At 59.7% G+C, this 17,910-nt stretch carries 17 protein-coding genes; 13 read left to right on the top strand and 4 right to left on the bottom strand.

Features of this window, described 5'->3' with window-relative positions:
• Positions 1-38 precede the first annotated feature (38 nt).
• Positions 39-533: an LEA/WHy family protein gene (locus ACA073_RS06080; RefSeq protein WP_497402347.1), complete on the top strand. Its 495-nt coding sequence runs from the start codon at positions 39-41 to the stop codon at positions 531-533.
• On the top strand, positions 530-739 hold the full coding sequence (locus ACA073_RS06075) for an SEC-C metal-binding domain-containing protein (RefSeq protein ID WP_007906737.1): 210 nt from the start codon (positions 530-532) through the stop codon (positions 737-739). The genes ACA073_RS06080 and ACA073_RS06075 overlap by 4 nt, the downstream gene beginning before the upstream one ends.
• 136 nt (positions 740-875) lie before the next feature.
• Here the strand turns inward: ACA073_RS06075 and ACA073_RS06070 are convergent, their stop codons facing one another.
• Positions 876-1,427, bottom strand: a complete 552-nt coding sequence (locus tag ACA073_RS06070; RefSeq protein ID WP_497403998.1) for a cysteine hydrolase family protein — start codon at positions 1,425-1,427, stop codon at positions 876-878.
• A gap of 414 nt (positions 1,428-1,841) precedes the next feature.
• On the opposite strand from ACA073_RS06070, the gene ACA073_RS06065 reads away from it, so the two are divergent.
• The 10 genes from ACA073_RS06065 (at position 1,842) to pdeM (ending at position 15,043) form a co-directional block, all read left to right on the top strand.
• Entirely contained in the window at positions 1,842-4,292 is a 2,451-nt protein-coding gene (locus tag ACA073_RS06065) for a penicillin acylase family protein (protein ID WP_497402345.1), read from the top strand.
• 198 nt (positions 4,293-4,490) lie between these two features.
• Positions 4,491-5,525: a ligase-associated DNA damage response exonuclease gene (locus tag ACA073_RS06060; RefSeq protein ID WP_497402343.1), complete on the top strand. Its 1,035-nt coding sequence runs from the start codon at positions 4,491-4,493 to the stop codon at positions 5,523-5,525.
• Positions 5,522-7,210: an ATP-dependent DNA ligase gene (locus tag ACA073_RS06055; RefSeq protein WP_497402341.1), complete on the top strand. Its 1,689-nt coding sequence runs from the start codon at positions 5,522-5,524 to the stop codon at positions 7,208-7,210. The genes ACA073_RS06060 and ACA073_RS06055 overlap by 4 nt, the downstream gene beginning before the upstream one ends.
• Positions 7,211-7,524: 314 nt before the next feature.
• The gene (locus tag ACA073_RS06050) at positions 7,525-8,307 is read left to right on the top strand and encodes a transporter substrate-binding domain-containing protein (RefSeq protein ID WP_017336791.1); all 783 of its coding nucleotides are present in this window, start codon (positions 7,525-7,527) and stop codon (positions 8,305-8,307) included.
• Positions 8,308-8,363: 56 nt separating this feature from the next.
• Positions 8,364-9,092 carry an ABC transporter permease gene (locus ACA073_RS06045; RefSeq protein ID WP_497402339.1) on the top strand — a complete coding sequence of 243 codons (729 nt, stop codon included), beginning with the start codon at positions 8,364-8,366 and terminating at the stop codon, positions 9,090-9,092.
• Positions 9,089-9,799, top strand: coding sequence for an ABC transporter permease (locus ACA073_RS06040; protein WP_497402337.1), 711 nt, complete (start codon positions 9,089-9,091; stop codon positions 9,797-9,799). The genes ACA073_RS06045 and ACA073_RS06040 overlap by 4 nt, the downstream gene beginning before the upstream one ends.
• A gap of 24 nt (positions 9,800-9,823) precedes the next feature.
• The gene (locus ACA073_RS06035) at positions 9,824-10,942 is read left to right on the top strand and encodes a succinylglutamate desuccinylase/aspartoacylase family protein (RefSeq protein WP_497402335.1); all 1,119 of its coding nucleotides are present in this window, start codon (positions 9,824-9,826) and stop codon (positions 10,940-10,942) included.
• A 13-nt stretch (positions 10,943-10,955) separates the two neighbouring features.
• On the top strand, positions 10,956-11,720 hold the full coding sequence (locus ACA073_RS06030; protein ID WP_392885927.1) for an ABC transporter ATP-binding protein: 765 nt from the start codon (positions 10,956-10,958) through the stop codon (positions 11,718-11,720).
• Positions 11,721-11,903: 183 nt separating this feature from the next.
• On the top strand, positions 11,904-14,381 hold the full coding sequence (locus tag ACA073_RS06025) for a ligase-associated DNA damage response DEXH box helicase (RefSeq protein ID WP_497402333.1): 2,478 nt from the start codon (positions 11,904-11,906) through the stop codon (positions 14,379-14,381).
• On the top strand, positions 14,381-15,043 hold the full coding sequence (gene pdeM, locus ACA073_RS06020; protein ID WP_497402331.1) for a ligase-associated DNA damage response endonuclease PdeM: 663 nt from the start codon (positions 14,381-14,383) through the stop codon (positions 15,041-15,043). Before ACA073_RS06025 ends, pdeM begins: the two co-directional genes overlap by 1 nt.
• A gap of 104 nt (positions 15,044-15,147) precedes the next feature.
• On the opposite strand, the gene ACA073_RS06015 is transcribed toward pdeM, so the two are convergent.
• Both ACA073_RS06015 and dcd read right to left on the bottom strand, forming a co-directional pair.
• Positions 15,148-15,357: a hypothetical protein gene (locus ACA073_RS06015; protein ID WP_497402329.1), complete on the bottom strand. Its 210-nt coding sequence runs from the start codon at positions 15,355-15,357 to the stop codon at positions 15,148-15,150.
• A gap of 107 nt (positions 15,358-15,464) precedes the next feature.
• The gene (gene dcd / locus ACA073_RS06010) at positions 15,465-16,031 is read right to left on the bottom strand and encodes a dCTP deaminase (RefSeq protein WP_007904652.1); all 567 of its coding nucleotides are present in this window, start codon (positions 16,029-16,031) and stop codon (positions 15,465-15,467) included.
• A gap of 354 nt (positions 16,032-16,385) precedes the next feature.
• Here dcd and ACA073_RS06005 point away from each other — a divergent pair, with 354 nt between their 5' ends.
• The gene (locus tag ACA073_RS06005) at positions 16,386-16,595 is read left to right on the top strand and encodes a cold-shock protein (protein WP_002554837.1); all 210 of its coding nucleotides are present in this window, start codon (positions 16,386-16,388) and stop codon (positions 16,593-16,595) included.
• A 165-nt stretch (positions 16,596-16,760) separates the two neighbouring features.
• On the opposite strand, the gene ACA073_RS06000 is transcribed toward ACA073_RS06005, so the two are convergent.
• Positions 16,761-17,768 (bottom strand): DUF481 domain-containing protein, encoded by a 1,008-nt coding sequence (locus ACA073_RS06000; RefSeq protein ID WP_497402327.1) that lies wholly within the window; start codon positions 17,766-17,768, stop codon positions 16,761-16,763.
• Positions 17,769-17,910 lie beyond the last annotated feature (142 nt).

The raw sequence follows: 17,910 nt of genomic DNA, 5'->3' as shown, positions 1-17,910 counted from the left end.
GTGTAGCTAGACTGGGGATCAAGGGAGAAAATTAGACCATGATCACCCGTCGGCTCGCACTGCACCTGCTCACCCTGCTCCTGTTTCTCGGGCTCGGCGGCTGTGCGTCCTGGTTCAGCGACGCTGAGCCGGAACCCGCCGTGCATCTGGTCAAGGTCGAAGTCGTCGAGGCCAAACTGATGCAGCAGCGTTTCCTGCTGTACTTTCGTATCGACAATCCCCGTGACAGTGACCTGACGGTGCGCGGCCTCGAATACCGGATTCATCTGGGCGACATGCTGCTGACCGAAGGCGAGCACGAACACTGGTTTACGGTCAGTCCCAAGCGCAGTGCATTTTACAAAGTACCGATCCGCACCAACCTCTGGCCGAAGGTGCGGGATCTGGTGAAGATGCTGAAAAAATCCGATCAACCCATCCCCTATCGGCTGGAAGGTGAGCTGGAAACCGGTTTATTCATCGCGCACTACGTGCACCTGGCGCGTAATGGCGTGATAATCCCCGCCGATTTAATTCCGGAGCACACCCGATGACCCAGCAACCCCACGTCCATGGCCCTGACTGCAACCACGATCATGACCATCACGACCACCATGATCACGACCATGGCCATGTTCACGGCCCGAACTGCGGCCACGCGCACCAGGAACCGGTACGCAACGCCCTGAAGGACGTCGGCCGCAACGATCCTTGCCCATGCGGCAATGGCAAGAAATTCAAGAAGTGCCACGGCGCTTGATGCTTCGGGCGAAAAAATTTTTCGCCTGTTGAATCGCCTTCACGAGCAAGCCCGCTCCCACATTTGACCGCGTTCCAATGTGGGAGCGGCGGTGCGACGATTCGACTTGCTCGCGAAGAGGCCTGCAAAGTCGCCATCAATTCAGGATCTGCGCAGTGCTGACGACCGTCGCATATTCCCCATGCAAATTCCCCAGCGACATCGCATGCACCTCCTCGGCGGAACGGGCATTGCCAAAATAATCCGCCTTGTCGAACGTAAAGCACGCATCCTCCGCCACCCACGCCTCAAACCCCAGATTCCCGGCCGTTCGCGCCGTGGACTCCACCGAGTTGTGGGTCGCAACGCCAACGATGACCAACTGATCAATCCCCGTCTCGCGCAAACTCGCCTCCAACCCCGTCGCACAAAACGCATCCGGCACCTGTTTCTGAATCAACTGCTCGCCGGCCAATGGCTGGAACCGCTCCTGAAACTCCACGCCCGATTGCTGCGGCCAGAACACCGAATCCGGCGAACGGGACAGATGCTGGACGTGAATCACCGGGCGTCCGGTTTCACGCCAAAAAGCCAGTAGCTCCAGAATCCGCGCCTCGGCCTGAGGATTGTTTCGTCGGCCGCACCTGGGTTCCAAAATGCCTTTTTGTTGATCGATGATGATCAGTGCCGCGTTGGCCTTGAGCTCCATGCCGACTTTTCTCATACAAGGTCATTGAATTTCACGCACTTCAGCATCACCACCTCCCACAGACAAGCCCTCGATCGCAAACAGTACGACCTGATGCCCACCGGAGACGGCACGCCTTTACGGCGTACTCGACAAGCAACTGGCGACAACGCATGAACTGTGGCGAGGGAGCTTGCTCCCGCTGGAGTGCGCAGCACTCCCAATCCAGGTCCCGCGTTTCAACTGATGGAATGCGGTGTCTGGATTGCGACTGCTGCGCAGCCGAGCGGGAGCAAGCTCCCTCGCCACAGGAACATCGCTGACCTCGGTTTATCAGACAAATCCTGAAATAACCCCATACCCCGCTTGCGCGGCCACCTCCTGCTCACTAACGTAGCGCCTTTATTGCGCCTCTACCCCCGCAGGAGCTTTGCCATGGCCTCGCCAGCCCTTACACATTTTCTTCCCCGGTTCGGCGTTGCCGCAGCAGTGGCCAGTGTTTTGAGCCTGACCGGTTGTCAGGCCTTGAACACTCAGGACACCCTCCCGCCCACCACCGGCGTGCAGCCGCTCAAGGGTCTGGCGCAGAACGTTTCGGTGCGCCGCAATGCCATGGGCATGCCGTTGATCGAAAGCAGCACCTTCCACGACGCGCTGTTCACCCTCGGTTACGTGCACGCGAGCGACCGCATCACGCAAATGGTCACCCTGCGCCTGTTGGCTCAGGGTCGTTTGTCGGAGATGTCCGGTTCGGACCTGCTGGACGCCGACCGTTACATGCGTGCCGTCAACCTGAAGAAAAGCGCCGGCGAGCTGTACAAGGCGTCTTCGCCGCGCCTCAAACGCTTCTTCGAAGTCTATGCCCGCGGGGTCAACGCCTACCTGTTCCGCTACCGCGACAAGTTGCCGGTAGACCTCGCCGCCACCGGCTACAAGCCTGAATACTGGCAACCGGAAGATTCAGCGCTGATTTTCTGCCTGTTGAATTTCAGCCAATCGGCGAACCTGCCCGAGGAAATTTCCTCGTTGGTGCTCGCTCAGACGGTCACCACCGACAAACTCGCCTGGCTGACGCCGTCCGCTCCCGATGAAAAACTGCCAGTGGCCGAAGCCGAAAAACTTCAGGGCCTCAAGCTGAACGGAGCGATTCCGGGGCTCGCCGAAATCAGCAAAGCCACCGGCCAACTGTCTGACCTGAATCTGCTGGGCGCCACGTCATCGAACAACTGGGCGATCGCCCCGCAACGCAGCCGCAGCGGCAAAAGCCTGCTGGCCAGCGACAGCCATGGGCCGCTGGGCGTGCCATCGTTGTTCAGCTACGTGCAGATTCGCACGCCGAAATATCAGGCGGCCGGCGTGACCATCGCCGGTTTGCCGATGGTACTGGGCGGTTTCAACGGCAAAGTGGCGTGGAGCATGACCTCGGTCATGGGCGACAACCAGGACCTGTTCCTGGAAAAAATCAAACGTCAGGGCAACGGGCTTTCCTACGAAGTCGGCGGCAAATGGCAGCCGGCAATCGTTCGCAACGAAACCTATTTCGTCAAAGGCCAGCGGCCGACTCGCGAAGCAGTATACGAAACCCGCCACGGGCCGCTGCTCAACAGCGCCAAAGGTACAGCGTTGGATAACGGCCTGGGTTTGGCCTTGCAGACGCCAAACTTCACTGACGACAAATCACTGGACGCGTTTTTCGACCTGTCCCGGGCGCAGAACGTCGAGAAAGCCTCGGACGCCAGCCGTGAAATCCGTGCGATCACGCTCAACCTGGTCTTCGCCGACGCCAGCAACATCGGCTGGCAAGTCACCGGCCGTTACCCGAATCGCCGCGAAGGCGAAGGCCTTTTGCCGTCGCCGGGCTGGGAAGGTCGTTATGACTGGGACGGTTATGCCGACCCGATGCTGCACCCGTACGATCAGGACCCGGCTCAAGGTTGGCTCGGCACCGCTAACCAGCGGGTCATTCCCCATGGTTACGGCATGCAGCTGTCCAACTCCTGGTCGGCACCGGAGCGAGGCGAACGCATGGCCGAACTGGCCGGTGTGGGCAAACACGACACGCGCAGTTTGATCGCGATGCAATACGATCAGACCACTACGTTCGCCGCCAAACTGAAGAAGATGTTTGAAGCACCGGGCATGGCAAAGCCGCTGAAGCAGGCTATCGAAGCGCTGCCGGTAGCTGATCGCGACAAGGCTCGCGAAGCGCTGACCCGCCTGATGGCATTCGACGGCAAACTCGCCCCGACTTCCGCCGACGCAGCGATTTATGAGCTGTTCCTGCAGGTAAGCACCCAACAGATTTTCCTCGACGAACTGGGCCCGGAAAGCAGCCCGACGTGGAAAGCCTTTATCGCCAACGGTAAGTTGTCCTACGCGGCGCAGGCCGATCATCTGCTGGGCCGCGAAGACAGTCCGTTCTGGGATGATGCGCGTACGCCGCAGAAAGAAGACAAATCGGCGATCCTCGCCCGCAGCCTTGCTGCAGCGATTGCCGCCGGCGACAGCCAGTTGGGTGGCGATCACAAAGCCTGGCAGTGGGGCAAGCTGCACCGTTATGAGTGGAAGAATGCCAATGGCCAGACCGTGCGCGGTCCGCTCGCGGCCGGTGGCGATCACACCACGCTGAACACCGCGGCGTTCGCCTGGGGCCAGGACTTCAACACCACGCAGGCGCCGGCCATGCGCTTCATCGTCGACTTCGGCCAGGCCGAACCGCTGATGGGCCAGACCGGCACCGGTCAGTCCGGTAATCCGGCCAGCCCGAATTACCTCGACAGCGTAGAGCCGTGGCTCAAGGGGCAATACGTGAGTTTGCCGATGCAGCCGCAGAACTTTGACAAAGTGTACGGGACCAAGCGGTTGACGCTGACACCTGGCAAGTAAGGCTCACCACCGTCCTGATGTGGGAGCGGGCTTGCTCGCGAAAGCGGTGTGTCAGTCCAATATGATATTGACTGGCACACCGCTTTCGCGAGCAAGCCCGCTCCCACACTTGGATCTCGACACTTTCGTAAATCCCGATAGAACTTCCAGCCCCGCGCCAACCTCATAGCTAACAAGTCCCTCCATTCTGGTAACAACATGGATCTTGTTATCGCGCGTCCCGAAGGTTTGTACTGCACCGCCGGCGATTTCTACATCGACCCGTGGCGGCCGGTCGAGCGTTCGGTCATTACTCACGCCCACGGCGACCATGCCCGAGGCGGCAACCAGCACTATCTGGCGGCCGCGCCCGGTGAAGGGATTTTGCGCGCGCGCCTGGGTCAGGACATCAATCTGCAAACGCTGGCGTATGGCGAACGGTTACTGCACCACGGCGTCACCCTGAGCTTTCATCCCGCCGGCCATGTACTCGGCTCGGCGCAGGTGCGTCTGGAATACGGCGGCGAGGTCTGGGTCGCCTCGGGGGATTACAAGATCGAGCCCGACGGCACCTGCGCACCCTTTGAGCCGGTGCGTTGCCACACCTTCATCACCGAATCGACCTTTGGCCTGCCGATCTACCGCTGGCAACCTCAGGCGCAGGTGTTCGCCGAGATCAATCAGTGGTGGCAAGCCAACGCCGTCGAAGACAAGGCCAGCGTGCTGTTTTGCTATTCCTTCGGCAAGGCACAGCGGATTCTCCACGGCATCGACGCCAGTCTCGGCCCTATTCTGATACATGGCGCCGTGGAGCCGCTCAACCGGGTGTATCGCGAGAGCGGCGTTTATTTACCGCCGACGATCTACGCAGGCGACGTCAACAAGAGCGACCCGATGATGCGCAAGGCACTCATCCTGGCCCCGCCGTCCGCCGGCGGCAGCACCTGGATGCGCCGCTTCGGTGACTACAGCGATGGCTTTGCCAGCGGCTGGATGCGTTTGCGCGGCACGCGGCGGCGGCGCGGTGTGGACCGTGGCTTCGTGTTGTCCGACCACGCCGACTGGCCGGGCCTGCTCTGGGCGATCGAGCAGACCGGCGCCGAGCGCATCATGGTCACCCATGGCTCGGTGGCGGTCCTGGTACGCCATTTGCGCGAACAAGGTCTGGATGCCCAAGGGTTTACCACCGAATACGGCGACGATGAAGAGGACGTTGCAGCGGTCGAGTCTGAAAGCGCCGAGGTGCTGCCATGAAGGCTTTTGCCGAGTTGTACGCCGAGCTTGATGCCACGACCTCGAGCAACGCCAAACTGGCGGCGATGCAACATTACTTCGCTCAGGCCGCGCCGGAAGACGCGGCATGGGCGGTGTACTTTCTGTCCGGCGGACGACCTCGCCAACTGGTGCCGGTGCGCATTCTGCGTGAACTCGCCGTGGCGTACTCCGGCCTGTCGCCGTGGTTGTTCGAAGAGAGCTATCAAGCAGTGGGCGATCTGGCGGAGACCATCTCGCTGGTACTGCCCGAAACGCCCCACAGCTCCACCGACGGATTGGCGGTATGGATCGAAGAAAAACTGCTGCCGTTGCGCGGCGAATCTCCTGACGTGCTCGCCGAACAATTGCCTGGACTCTGGTCGCAACTGGACCGCGCCAGCCTGATGCTCTGCATCAAACTGATCACCGGCAGTTTCCGCGTCGGCGTCTCAAAGTTGTTGGTGACCCGTGCCCTGGCGGCCATGGCGCAGCTCGACAGCAAACGTGTGGCCCAGCGACTGGTCGGTTACACCGACCTGTCCAACCGCCCGAGCGCGGCCAGTTACCTGAAGCTGATCGCTGCCGAATCGTCGGATGAACATGCCCAGCGCGGTGGTCAGCCGTATCCGTTTTTTCTGGCTCATGCCCTGTCGCAACCGGTCGAACAGTTCGAAGAGTTGCTCGGCCCGGCCAGCCACTGGCAAGTGGAATGGAAGTGGGACGGCATCCGTGCCCAGGTGGTCAAGCGCGACGGCCGACTGTGGATCTGGTCGCGCGGTGAAGAGCTGGTGACCGAGCGTTTCCCCGAACTCGACAGCCTGGTCCACTGCCTGCCCGACGGCACGGTGATCGATGGTGAAATCGTGGCCTGGAAAACCGCACCACCGAACACCGAAGATGCCTTCGATCCACTGGCGCCTACGCCACCCGCGGTGCAACCGTTCGCCCTGCTGCAACAGCGGATCGGTCGTAAAACCCTGGGCAAGAAAATCCTCGATGAAGTGCCGGTGGTTATCCTCGCCTACGACTTGCTGGAATGGGCGGGCGAAGACTGGCGCAACCAGCCTCAAGCCAGGCGTCGCACCCAACTGGAGCACGTCATCGCCCACTGCAACAACCGTGTGTTGCTGCCCTCCCCCGTGCTCACCGGTGAAGACTGGTTCGACCTCGCCCGCCAACGGGAAGCCTCCCGCAGCCTGGGCGTCGAAGGCATGATGCTCAAGGCCCGCGACGCGCTGTATGGCGTCGGCCGCACCAAAGACATGGGCGTCTGGTGGAAATGGAAGGTCGACCCGTTCAGCGTCGACGCGGTGCTGATTTACGCGCAACGCGGACACGGCCGCCGGGCCAGTCTCTACAGTGATTACACCTTCGCCGTCTGGGACGGCCCGCCCGACGCCAGCGAACGCACCCTGGTGCCGTTCGCCAAGGCCTATTCGGGGCTCACCGACGCAGAAATGCGCCAGGTCGACAGCATCGTGCGCAAGACCACCGTCGAAAAATTTGGACCGGTCAGCAGCGTGAAACCGAGTCTGGTGTTTGAATTGGGGTTTGAAGGGATTGCCCTGTCCAAGCGGCACAAGAGCGGGATCGCGGTGCGGTTTCCGCGGATGTTGCGGTGGCGGCAGGATAAGTCTGTGGAAGAAGCTGACAATCTCGCAACCCTGCAGGATTTGCTGGGTTGACTTAATTCCTTGTGGGAGCGGGCTTGCTCGCGAAGAGGGAGTGTCAGTTGATATAAATGATTCTGACACTCCGCCTTCGCGAGCAAGCCCGCTCCCACAGGGGAATTTGCGCTATCCCGAACCGAGTTGGTGCAGCCATTTACTGGTGCCCGTTTTCGTGCATAAATCCCGCCCAGCCATTTCCCGAATCACCTTTTAAAACGCTTGTTCGGCACTCTGGTTCGGAAATTGCTACTTTCATTAGGTCTTACGCGTTCCAGTAACAATAATTACTGCGCCACAAGCGCTCATACTTGGTTCTTAGGGATTGAATAATGAAAAAAGCATTGCTGACCCTTTCTGCACTGGCGTTGTGCATGGCTGCCGGCTCCGCGCTGGCCAAGGAGTACAAAGAACTGCGTTTTGGCGTTGACCCTTCCTATGCACCGTTCGAGTCGAAAGCGGCCGACGGTAGCCTGGTCGGCTTCGACATCGATCTGGGCAACGCAATCTGCGCCGAGCTGAAGGTCAAGTGCAAATGGGTCGAGAGCGATTTCGACGGCATGATTCCGGGCCTGAAGGCCAATAAATTCGACGGTGTGATCTCTTCGATGACCGTCACCCCGGCCCGCGAAAAAGTCATCGACTTCTCAAGCGAGCTGTTCTCCGGTCCAACCGCCTACGTGTTCAAGAAAGGTTCCGGCCTGAGCGAAGACGTCGCTTCGCTGAAAGGCAAGACTGTCGGTTACGAGCAAGGCACTATTCAGGAAGCCTACGCCAAGGCGGTATTGGACAAAGCCGGTGTAAAAACCCAGGCCTATCAGAACCAGGATCAGGTGTATTCCGACCTGATGTCCGGTCGCCTCGATGCGGCAATCCAGGACATGCTGCAAGCCGAACTGGGTTTTTTGAAGTCGCCTAAAGGCGAAGGCTACGAAGTCAGCAAGCCGGTGGACAGCGAATTGCTGCCAGCCAAAACAGCGATCGGTATCTCTAAAGGTAACAAAGACCTCAAGGCACTTTTGGATAAAGGTATCAAAGCGTTACACGACGATGGCACCTACGCCACCATTCAAAAGAAACACTTTGGCGATCTGAATCTGTACAGCGGCAAATAATGCCCGGCGCCCATCTCGCGATGGGCGCTTTTTTTATCCAGTCAGGTTGCTGATTTATGTTCGAAAACCTATTACAAAATCTGGGGCTCTCTGCCTTCAGCCTCAAGGGCTTCGGTCCGTTGCTGATGGAAGGCACCTGGATGACCATCAAATTATCGGCGTTGTCGCTGTTGTTGGCCGTATTGCTCGGCCTGCTCGGCGCCACTGCCAAACTGTCAAAAGTCAAACTGGTGCGCGTACCGGCGCAGGTCTACACCACGCTGATTCGCGGGGTGCCGGACCTGGTGCTGATGCTGCTGATCTTCTACAGCCTGCAAACCTGGTTGACGTCGTTCACCGATTTCATGGAATGGGAATACATCGAGATCAACCCGTTCAGCGCCGGGGTCATCACCCTGGGCTTCATTTATGGCGCGTACTTCACTGAAACCTTTCGTGGCGCGATCCTCGCGGTCCCCCGGGGCCAGGTCGAAGCCGCCACCGCTTATGGCCTGAAACGTGGCCAGCGTTTCCGAATTGTGGTGTTCCCGCAAATGATGCGTTTCGCCCTGCCGGGCATCGGCAACAACTGGATGGTGATGCTCAAAGCCACCGCGCTGGTGTCGATCATCGGCCTCGCCGACCTGGTCAAGGCCGCTCAGGACGCCGGAAAAAGCAGCTATCAACTGTTCTACTTCCTGGTGCTGGCAGCGCTGATTTACCTGCTGATCACCAGCGCCTCCAACTTCATCCTGCGCTGGCTTGAACGCCGCTACGCCGCCGGCACCCGGGAGGCCGTACGATGATCGAACTCTTGCAGGAATACTGGAAACCTTTCCTGTATACCGACGGCTACAACATCACCGGCCTGGCCATGACCCTGTGGCTGCTCAGCGCGTCGATCTTCATCGGTTTCCTGACGTCGATCCCGCTGTCCATTGCCCGCGTGTCACCGCACTTCTACATTCGCTGGCCGGTGCAGTTCTACACCTACCTGTTCCGCGGTACGCCGCTGTATATCCAGCTACTGATTTGCTACACCGGGATCTACAGCCTGGCCGCCGTGCGCGAACAACCGATACTCGATGCGTTCTTTCGCGACGCGATGAACTGCACCATCCTGGCCTTCGCCCTGAACACCTGCGCCTACACCACGGAAATTTTTGCCGGGGCGATTCGCAGCATGGCCCATGGTGAAGTCGAAGCGGCCAAGGCCTACGGTCTGACCGGCTGGAAGCTGTATGCCTACGTGATCATGCCGTCGGCGCTGCGTCGCTCGTTGCCTTATTACAGCAACGAAGTGATTCTGATGCTGCACTCGACCACTGTGGCGTTCACCGCGACCATCCCGGACATCCTGAAAGTCGCGCGGGACGCCAACTCGGCGACCTTCCTGACCTTCCAGTCGTTCGGCATCGCCGCGTTGATCTACCTGACCGTCACCTTTGCGCTGGTCGGCCTGTTCCGCCTCGCCGAACGCCGATGGCTGGCGTTCCTCGGGCCGACCCACTAGGACCCGCTTTAGGGATAAAGAGAGATGCGCCACCAGATTCATGACCTGCTGGCCCCGCTGCCGGGGACCGCGCGACAGATTCACAGCTTCCACTTCGGCCCGACGTCGGCCAAAGGCAAGATCTACATCCAGGCGTCTCTGCACGCCGATGAAATACCCGGCATGCTGGTCGCCTGGCACCTCAAGCAGCGCCTGGCGGAACTCGAAGCCGCCGGCCGCCTGCGCAGCGAAATCGTGCTGGTGCCGGTGGCCAACCCGGTCGGCCTTGAACAAGTGCTGATGGATGTGCCACTGGGTCGCTACGAGCTCGAAAGCGGCCAGAACTTCAACCGCTGGTTCGTCGACTTGAGTGAAGAGGTCGGCAACAAGATCGAAGGTCAGCTCGGCGACGATCCGCAGCGCAACCTTGAACTGATCCGCAACAGTCTGCGTCAAGCACTGGCGCGACAGACCGCGAGCACTCAACTGCAATCCCAGCGCCTGATCCTGCAACGACTGGCCTGTGACGCCGACATGGTGCTGGACCTGCATTGTGATTTCGAAGCGGTCGCGCACCTCTACACCACGCCCGACGCCTGGCCCCAGGTCGAGCCATTGGCCCGCTACATCGGTGCCGAAGCCAGCCTGTTGGCCACCGACTCCGGCGGTCAGTCGTTCGACGAATGCTTCACCCTGCTCTGGTGGCAGTTGAAAGAACGCTTCGGCGAGCACTTCAAGATTCCGTTGGGCAGCTTCTCGGTCACGGTCGAATTGCGCGGTCAGGGTGACGTCAATCATCCATTGGCCAGCCTCGACTGCCAGGCGTTGCTCGATTACCTGATTCACTTCGGCGCGATTGCCGGCGAAGCGGCGCCACTGCCGGAACTGCCGTATCCCGCCACGCCGCTGGCCGGCGTCGAACCGGTGGCCACGCCCGTGGGCGGGTTGCTGGTGTTCACCGCGCTGCCGGGGGAATACCTGGAAGCCGGGCAACTGATCGCCGAAATCATCGACCCGGTTAATGATCGCGTCACCCCCATTCACTGCACCGTCGCCGGGCTGATGTACGCCCGTTCGCTGCGGCGCATGGCCACTGCCGGCATGGTGATCGCCCACGTCGCGGGCACCGAAGCCTATCGCAGCGGCTACCTACTTTCGCCTTGAGGATGCATGCCCCATGTACAAACTGACCATCGAAGGCCTGCATAAAAGCTATGGCGATCATCATGTGCTCAAAGGCGTTTCACTCAAGGCCAACACCGGCGACGTCATCAGCCTGATCGGCGCCAGCGGCTCGGGTAAAAGTACCTTTCTGCGCTGCATCAACTTTCTCGAACAACCCAACGACGGCGCCATGACCCTGGATGGCCAGAACATCCGCATGATCAAGGATCGCCACGGCATGCACGTGGCCGACGCCGATGAACTGCAACGTATCCGCACCCGCCTGGCCATGGTGTTCCAGCACTTCAACCTGTGGAGCCACATGACCGTGCTGGAAAACATCACCATGGCCCCGCGCCGGGTGCTGGGTTGCAGCAAGGAGGAAGCCGAGGACCGTGCACGTCGTTATCTCGACAAGGTTGGCCTGGCTGCACGCGTGGCGGACCAGTACCCGGCGTTCCTGTCCGGTGGCCAGCAGCAGCGGGTCGCGATTGCCCGCGCACTGGCCATGGAACCGGAAGTCATGCTGTTCGACGAACCGACCTCGGCGCTCGACCCGGAACTGGTGGGTGAAGTGCTCAGGGTGATCCAGGGCCTGGCCGAAGAGGGCCGGACCATGATTATGGTTACCCACGAAATGAGCTTCGCCCGCAAGGTGTCGAGCCAGGTGCTGTTTTTGCATCAGGGGCTGGTGGAGGAAGAAGGCGCACCGGAAGACGTGCTGGGCAATCCGAAGAGCGAGCGGTTGAAGCAGTTCCTCAGCGGTAACCTCAAATAACTGCGCACAGAAAACCCTGTGGGAGCGGGCTTGCTCGCGAAGGCGGTGTGTCAAACAACAACGTTGTCGCCTGACACACCGCCTTCGCGAGCAAGCCCGCTCCCACATAAAAGCAAAGCAATCAAACTTGTCGCCTTGCAGCGCGGTCACTGAAAGAACACTTTCAGAGCGCACACCGCCGGCATGGGAACCTCCCCCGACTTCGCAAAACACTGGTTCACCGCCCGCGGCTGGAAGCCGTTCGCCTTTCAGAAACAGGTGTGGACGGCGGTCAAACACGGGCAATCCGGGTTGCTGCATGCAAGCACCGGTGCCGGCAAGACGTACGCGGTGTGGCTTGCGGCGCTCAATCGCTTCGCCTCTTCACGAGAACAACCTCAAAAACGCAAACCTGTCGCGCAAACGCTGACGGTGTTGTGGATAACTCCCATGCGCGCCTTGGCCGCCGACACCGCTCGCGCACTGGAAGCGCCGCTGCGCGACTTACAGATCCCATGGAGCGTCGGCCTGCGCACCGGTGACACCAGCAGCAGCGAACGCGCACGGCAGACCCGGCGGCTGCCCACCGCACTGATCACCACTCCGGAAAGCCTGACCCTGATGCTCGCCCGTGCCGACGCGCAAACCGCGCTGTCGACCTTGCGTATGGTCGTAGTCGACGAATGGCACGAATTACTCGGCAATAAACGCGGCGTGCAACTGCAACTCGCCCTCGCCCGCCTGCGTCGGTGGAGTCCCGAGCTGATCGTCTGGGGCGTTTCCGCAACGCTGGGTAATCAGGCCCACGCCGAACAGGTATTAATCCCACAGGGCGGTGGTATCAGCATTCAGGGCCAGAGCCGCAAAGAGTTGCAAGTCGACACGCTGTTGCCGCCAGCCATCGAGCGATTTCCATGGGCCGGGCATATCGGGTTGAAGATGTTGCCGCAAGTGGTTGCCGAGGTTGAGTCCAGCCCCAGCAGCCTGGTGTTCACCAACACCCGCGCCCAATCGGAGATCTGGTATCAGGCTTTGCTGGAAGCCCGCCCGGATTGGGCCGGGCTGATTGCGCTGCATCACAGCTCACTGTCACGCGACACCCGCGACTGGGTCGAGCGCGCACTCAAGGACGGCCAGCTCAAGGCGGTGGTCTGCACCTCCAGCCTGGACCTCGGCGTGGACTTCCTGCCGGTGGAGCGGGTGTTGCAGATCGGCTCGGCCAAAGGCGTGGCGCGACTGATGCAGCGCGCCGGTCGTTCCGGTCATGCGCCGGGGCGCGTGTCGCGGGTGACGCTGGTGCCAACGCACAGCCTGGAGTTGATCGAAGCCGCCGCGGCACAGGACGCCGTGGCGCAGCGCCGGATCGAACCCCGTGAATCGCCGTACAAACCGCTGGATGTGCTGGTTCAGCATCTGGTCAGCATGGCGTTGGGCGGTGGTTTTTTGCCCGATGAGTTGTATGAAGAAGTCCGCGGCGCCTGGGCTTATCGTGATCTCACCGTGGCCGATTGGGCCTGGGCGCTGGCGTTCGTACGCCATGGCGGACTTTCTCTGACCGCTTATCCGGATTACCGCCGGGTTGAACCGGATGAACAGGGCATCTGGCGCGTACCGGATGCGCGATTGGCCCGCCGCCATCGCATGAGCATCGGCACCATCGTCAGCGACGCGAGCATTCAGTTGAAGTTCTGGAGCAAGGGTGGTGGCGGCAAGCAGTTGGGCAGTGTCGAAGAGGGTTTTATCGCGCGACTCAAACCCGGCGACGGGTTTCTGTTTGCCGGACGCTTGCTGGAATTGGTGCGTGTGGAAAACATGACCGCTTACGTCAAACGCAGCACGGTGAAGAAAGCCGCAGTGCCACGCTGGAACGGTGGACGCATGCCACTTTCCAGCGAGTTGGCCCGGGCGGTCGTCGAGCGTTTCGATGCGGCGGCGCAGGGCGAGTTCGTCGGTCCTGAAATGCAGGCCCTGCGTCCATTATTAGAGGTGCAACAGCGCTGGTCCGGATTGCCAACCGAGAACAGTCTGCTCGCGGAAACGCTGAAATCACGCGAGGGCTGGCACCTTTTCCTCTACCCCTTCGCCGGGCGCCAGGTGCATTTGGGGCTGGCGAGTCTGCTGGCATGGCGTGTCAGTCAGCACCACGCGGTGACGTTTTCCATTGCGGTCAACGATTACGGACTGGAATTGCTTAGCGCCACTGATGTGGACTGGTCCAGTGCCTTGAGCCCCGGATTGCTGAGTCCCGAGCATTTGCTGAACGACGTGCTCGCCAGCCTGAACGCGGGTGAGTTGGCCCTGCGGCGCTTTCGGGAGATTGCACGGATTGCCGGACTGGTGTTCGCCGGCTACCCCGGCGCACCGAAAAGTACGCGACAGGTTCAGGCCTCCAGTGGTTTGTTCTTCGAAGTGTTCAAGCAATACGACGCAGGGAATCTGTTGCTGGCACAGGCCGGGGAAGAAGTCCTGCGCAACGAACTGGATATTCATCGTCTGGAACAGACGCTGGAGCGCATCAGTCGACTAAAGCTCGACGTGCATCCGGTCAAACGTCCTACGCCCCTCGGGTTTCCACTGCTGGTGGAACGCATGCGCGAAAGCATGAGTTCGGAAAAACTCGCCGACCGCATCAGACGCATGGTGAGCGACCTGGAGAAAACTGCCGAAACCGGAAAAGACTGATGAGTACGCCCTATCCCATACGACTGGCCGGTGAAGAACTATGGCTACTGCCGGAAAAGGCCCTCTACTGGCCTGCGCAACAAGCCTTGCTCATTGCCGACGTGCATTTCGGCAAGGCCGCCGCCTATCGAAGTCTCGGCCAGCCGGTGCCTCGCGGCACCACCTCCAGCAATATCGCCGTGCTCGACGATTTGCTGACGGCTCTGCCCTGCCGTCAGCTGATTTTTCTCGGCGACTTTCTTCACGGACCCGGCTCCCATGCAACCGCCACACTGAACGCATTGGCTGACTGGAGAGCGCGACACAGTGAGCTGCCCATAACCCTGATTCGTGGTAACCACGACAAACGCGCCGGGGATCCGCCGGCGTCGCTGGATATTCGCGTGGTGCCTGAGCCGTTGCTGTTGGGGCCGTTCGCGTTGCAGCACGAACCCGAACCGCATCCGGAGCGGTACGTAATCGCTGGCCATGTGCATCCGGTGTATCGGTTGAACGGTCGAGGTCGGCAAAGCCTGCGGCTGGCGTGTTTCAGCGTCGGCGAAGCAATCAGCCTGCTACCGGCCTTCGGTGCATTTACGGGCGGCTACCAGGTTGATCGGGACGATAGCTGCAGGATCTTCGTCATCGGCGACAACCAAATATGGCCCGTAAACATCATGTAGGAGCGAGCTTGCTCGCGAAGGACGTGAGGGCAACGCGTTTTATCCGGCAGCCCACGTCATCGTTAACGTCCATCGCGAGCAAGCTCGCTCCTACATGATCACGATCAGGCAACCGGCGCGGGAGGCGGCTCATCCGGCAGGGTCGGCTCACCGGGTTCGGAGGGTTGTTCGTTGGGGGTATCGGGATCAGGCTGGCCGGGGATGCCCCCCGCCATGCTGACTGGCGGATGTGCCAACAAGGACCAGGCCAAAACGCCAACCTGATTGGGCTCAAGCCTTGCCAGTTCGGCACTTATACGCGGGTCGATCTTCATAGAGCACTCCTGAGCGATGGCCCGATCCGCCTTGCGCGGATCGGAGCAGTACACCCCATAGAGTGTACGCTCGCTCAAGAATTCCCACAGTCAGCCAGACGGTTGACTCAGGTGCGTGGCAGGGTCACGCCGCGTTGGCCCTGATACTTGCCGCCACGGTCCTTGTAGGACACTTCGCACTCTTCGTCGGATTCAAGGAACAGCATCTGCGCCACGCCTTCGTTGGCGTAGATTTTCGCCGGCAGGTTGGTGGTGTTCGAGAATTCCAGGGTCACGTGACCCTCCCACTCAGGCTCAAGCGGGGTGACGTTGACGATGATGCCGCAGCGGGCGTAGGTGCTTTTGCCCAGGCAGATGGTCAATACGTTGCGCGGAATACGGAAGTATTCGACGGTGCTGGCCAGGGCAAAAGAGTTCGGCGGGATGATGCAGACGTCGCTGTGGATGTCGACGAAGCTGCCGGCATCGAAATTCTTCGGGTCGACGATGGCCGAATTGATGTTGGTGAACACCTTGAAATGATTAGTGCAACGAACGTCGTAGCCGTAACTCGACACGCCGTAGGAGATCACACGGCTATCGTCGCTGCCGCGCACCTGGCGCTCGACGAACGGTTCGATCATGCCGTGCTCTTGCGCCATGCGGCGAATCCACTTGTCCGATTTGATGCTCATGGCGGGTGTCCTGAATAGCGAGGTGGAAAAAATCTGTCCGGCATCTTACCGGGCGCGCGCTTCGGGTTCAAAGACCGTGGCGCAATTCTCGCCGCCCCCCCGTAAATTCTGGGGCTTGGCCACAATACGATGCACCGTCAGTCACGAAAATAGAGAAACCTTTGCAAGAAGCATTGGCACGTTCCGGAAAAAGGGTTAAGGTGGCGCCACTGTGCTGCTTGTGTCACTGAGAATCTCTACACGATATGTTGAATTTCGATCCAACCATCTACAAGAATTTTTCCTGCTCTTTGCACTCAGTCTCGTCCAGGGTTCTTCCTGGGTCGCAGTTATCTTTGTTCAAGGAGTTACACCATGTCTAATCGCCAAACCGGTACCGTTAAGTGGTTCAACGATGAAAAAGGCTTCGGCTTCATCACCCCACAATCCGGTGACGACCTGTTCGTTCACTTCAAAGCTATCCAATCCGACGGCTTCAAAAGCCTGAAAGAAGGCCAACAGGTTTCTTTCATCGCTACCCGCGGTCAGAAAGGCATGCAAGCTGAAGAAGTTCAAGTTATCTAACTTGTACTTGCTTTAGTAAAAAGCCCCGCCCTTAAAAGCGGGGCTTTTTTGTGCCTGTGTGTTTTTGCCGGGCAAAAAAAGATCGCAGCCTTCGGCAGCTCCTACAGAATTTAAGTCAATCCCTGTAGGAGCTGCCGAAGGCTGCGATCTTTTGATCTTCCAGCTTTACCAGGCTACGCCAAACCCTGCGGTGTAGCGGGTCTTGTCCAAATTGGCATCGTCAGTACCGCTGATGATGTCTCGCTCAGCCTTCAGGTTAAGCGACGCCCAATCGGTGACTTTGTAGCGCAAGCCCATTTCGGCATCGAGTGCATAATCCGCCACGCCCGACAACGGCTTGCCCACTTCGCCATTGGTGAAGAACTCCACCTTCTTGCCGATCAGGTAGCGGTTGTAATCCCACTTCATCGCCAGGGAATAGAAGTTCTCCTTGCTGCCGTCGGAGAACTGGTAGTCCGTGCGGTTGACCAGCGAGCCCAGCGAGAATGCGCCTAGCTCGTCATCCCAGAACTGGTAACCCGGACCGGTACCGACGGTGCGCTGACGGGAAAGGTCTTCAACCTTGTCGCGTTTATAGACCGCGCGGCCCTGCCAGAACCACTTCTCGGTCAGGAAGCGGTCGAGCGAGTATTCGCCCCGCCAGTTGTCAGTGGTGACCACGTCATCCTGGAATTCACGGTTGTACTCGCCTTCCGCGATATGCCGCCATCTGCCATGGCGCGCAGAAGTCTTGAAGTCGATGTCGTAGTCATCGGTGTCCTTTTCCGCCCGCTGGTAATCCAGCGCCGCATCGATATTCCCTTTCCAGACCAGATCTTCGACGACCGGTTTGGGTTTGAGAATCTGCTGGATACTCGCCAGCTCGACCGTCTTCGGCGCCTCGCCGTTTTCCAGCGTCACCTTGCCGTCGTCTGCCGCATGCAGCGACTTGGCCTTCTCGCCTTTGTACGCATCCTGCTTGACCAGCAACTCCTGATCGCTCTCCAGGGTTTTGACCTGCTTCCAGTCGATCGGCACCGCGCCGGCGTACTCGGTCTGAATTAACAGTTTGCCGCCGTCGAACAGAGTGATCTTGCCGCTCAGCTTGTCACCGTTCTTCAACCAGACGGTATCGGCGAGCAAGGGCGTGGAAGCACTCAGGACAGCGAGGCACAGCAGGGTTCTGGACACCATAAGCAAATACAGGCTCAAGTTTGCGAAAAAAAGTCGGCATTATTCCAAGGAACAAGGCCCTAGCTTGGACTGACACAACTATTTCCATTGAGTTCATTTCTCAATGGGCAATCGAGGATTTACCCTACAGACGGTATTCCTG

It is taken from the genome of Pseudomonas sp. LBUM1670, assembly GCF_059695695.1.
The sequence above is the reverse complement of the archived record's forward strand: the minus strand, read 5'-3'. Positions and strand labels throughout refer to the sequence as shown.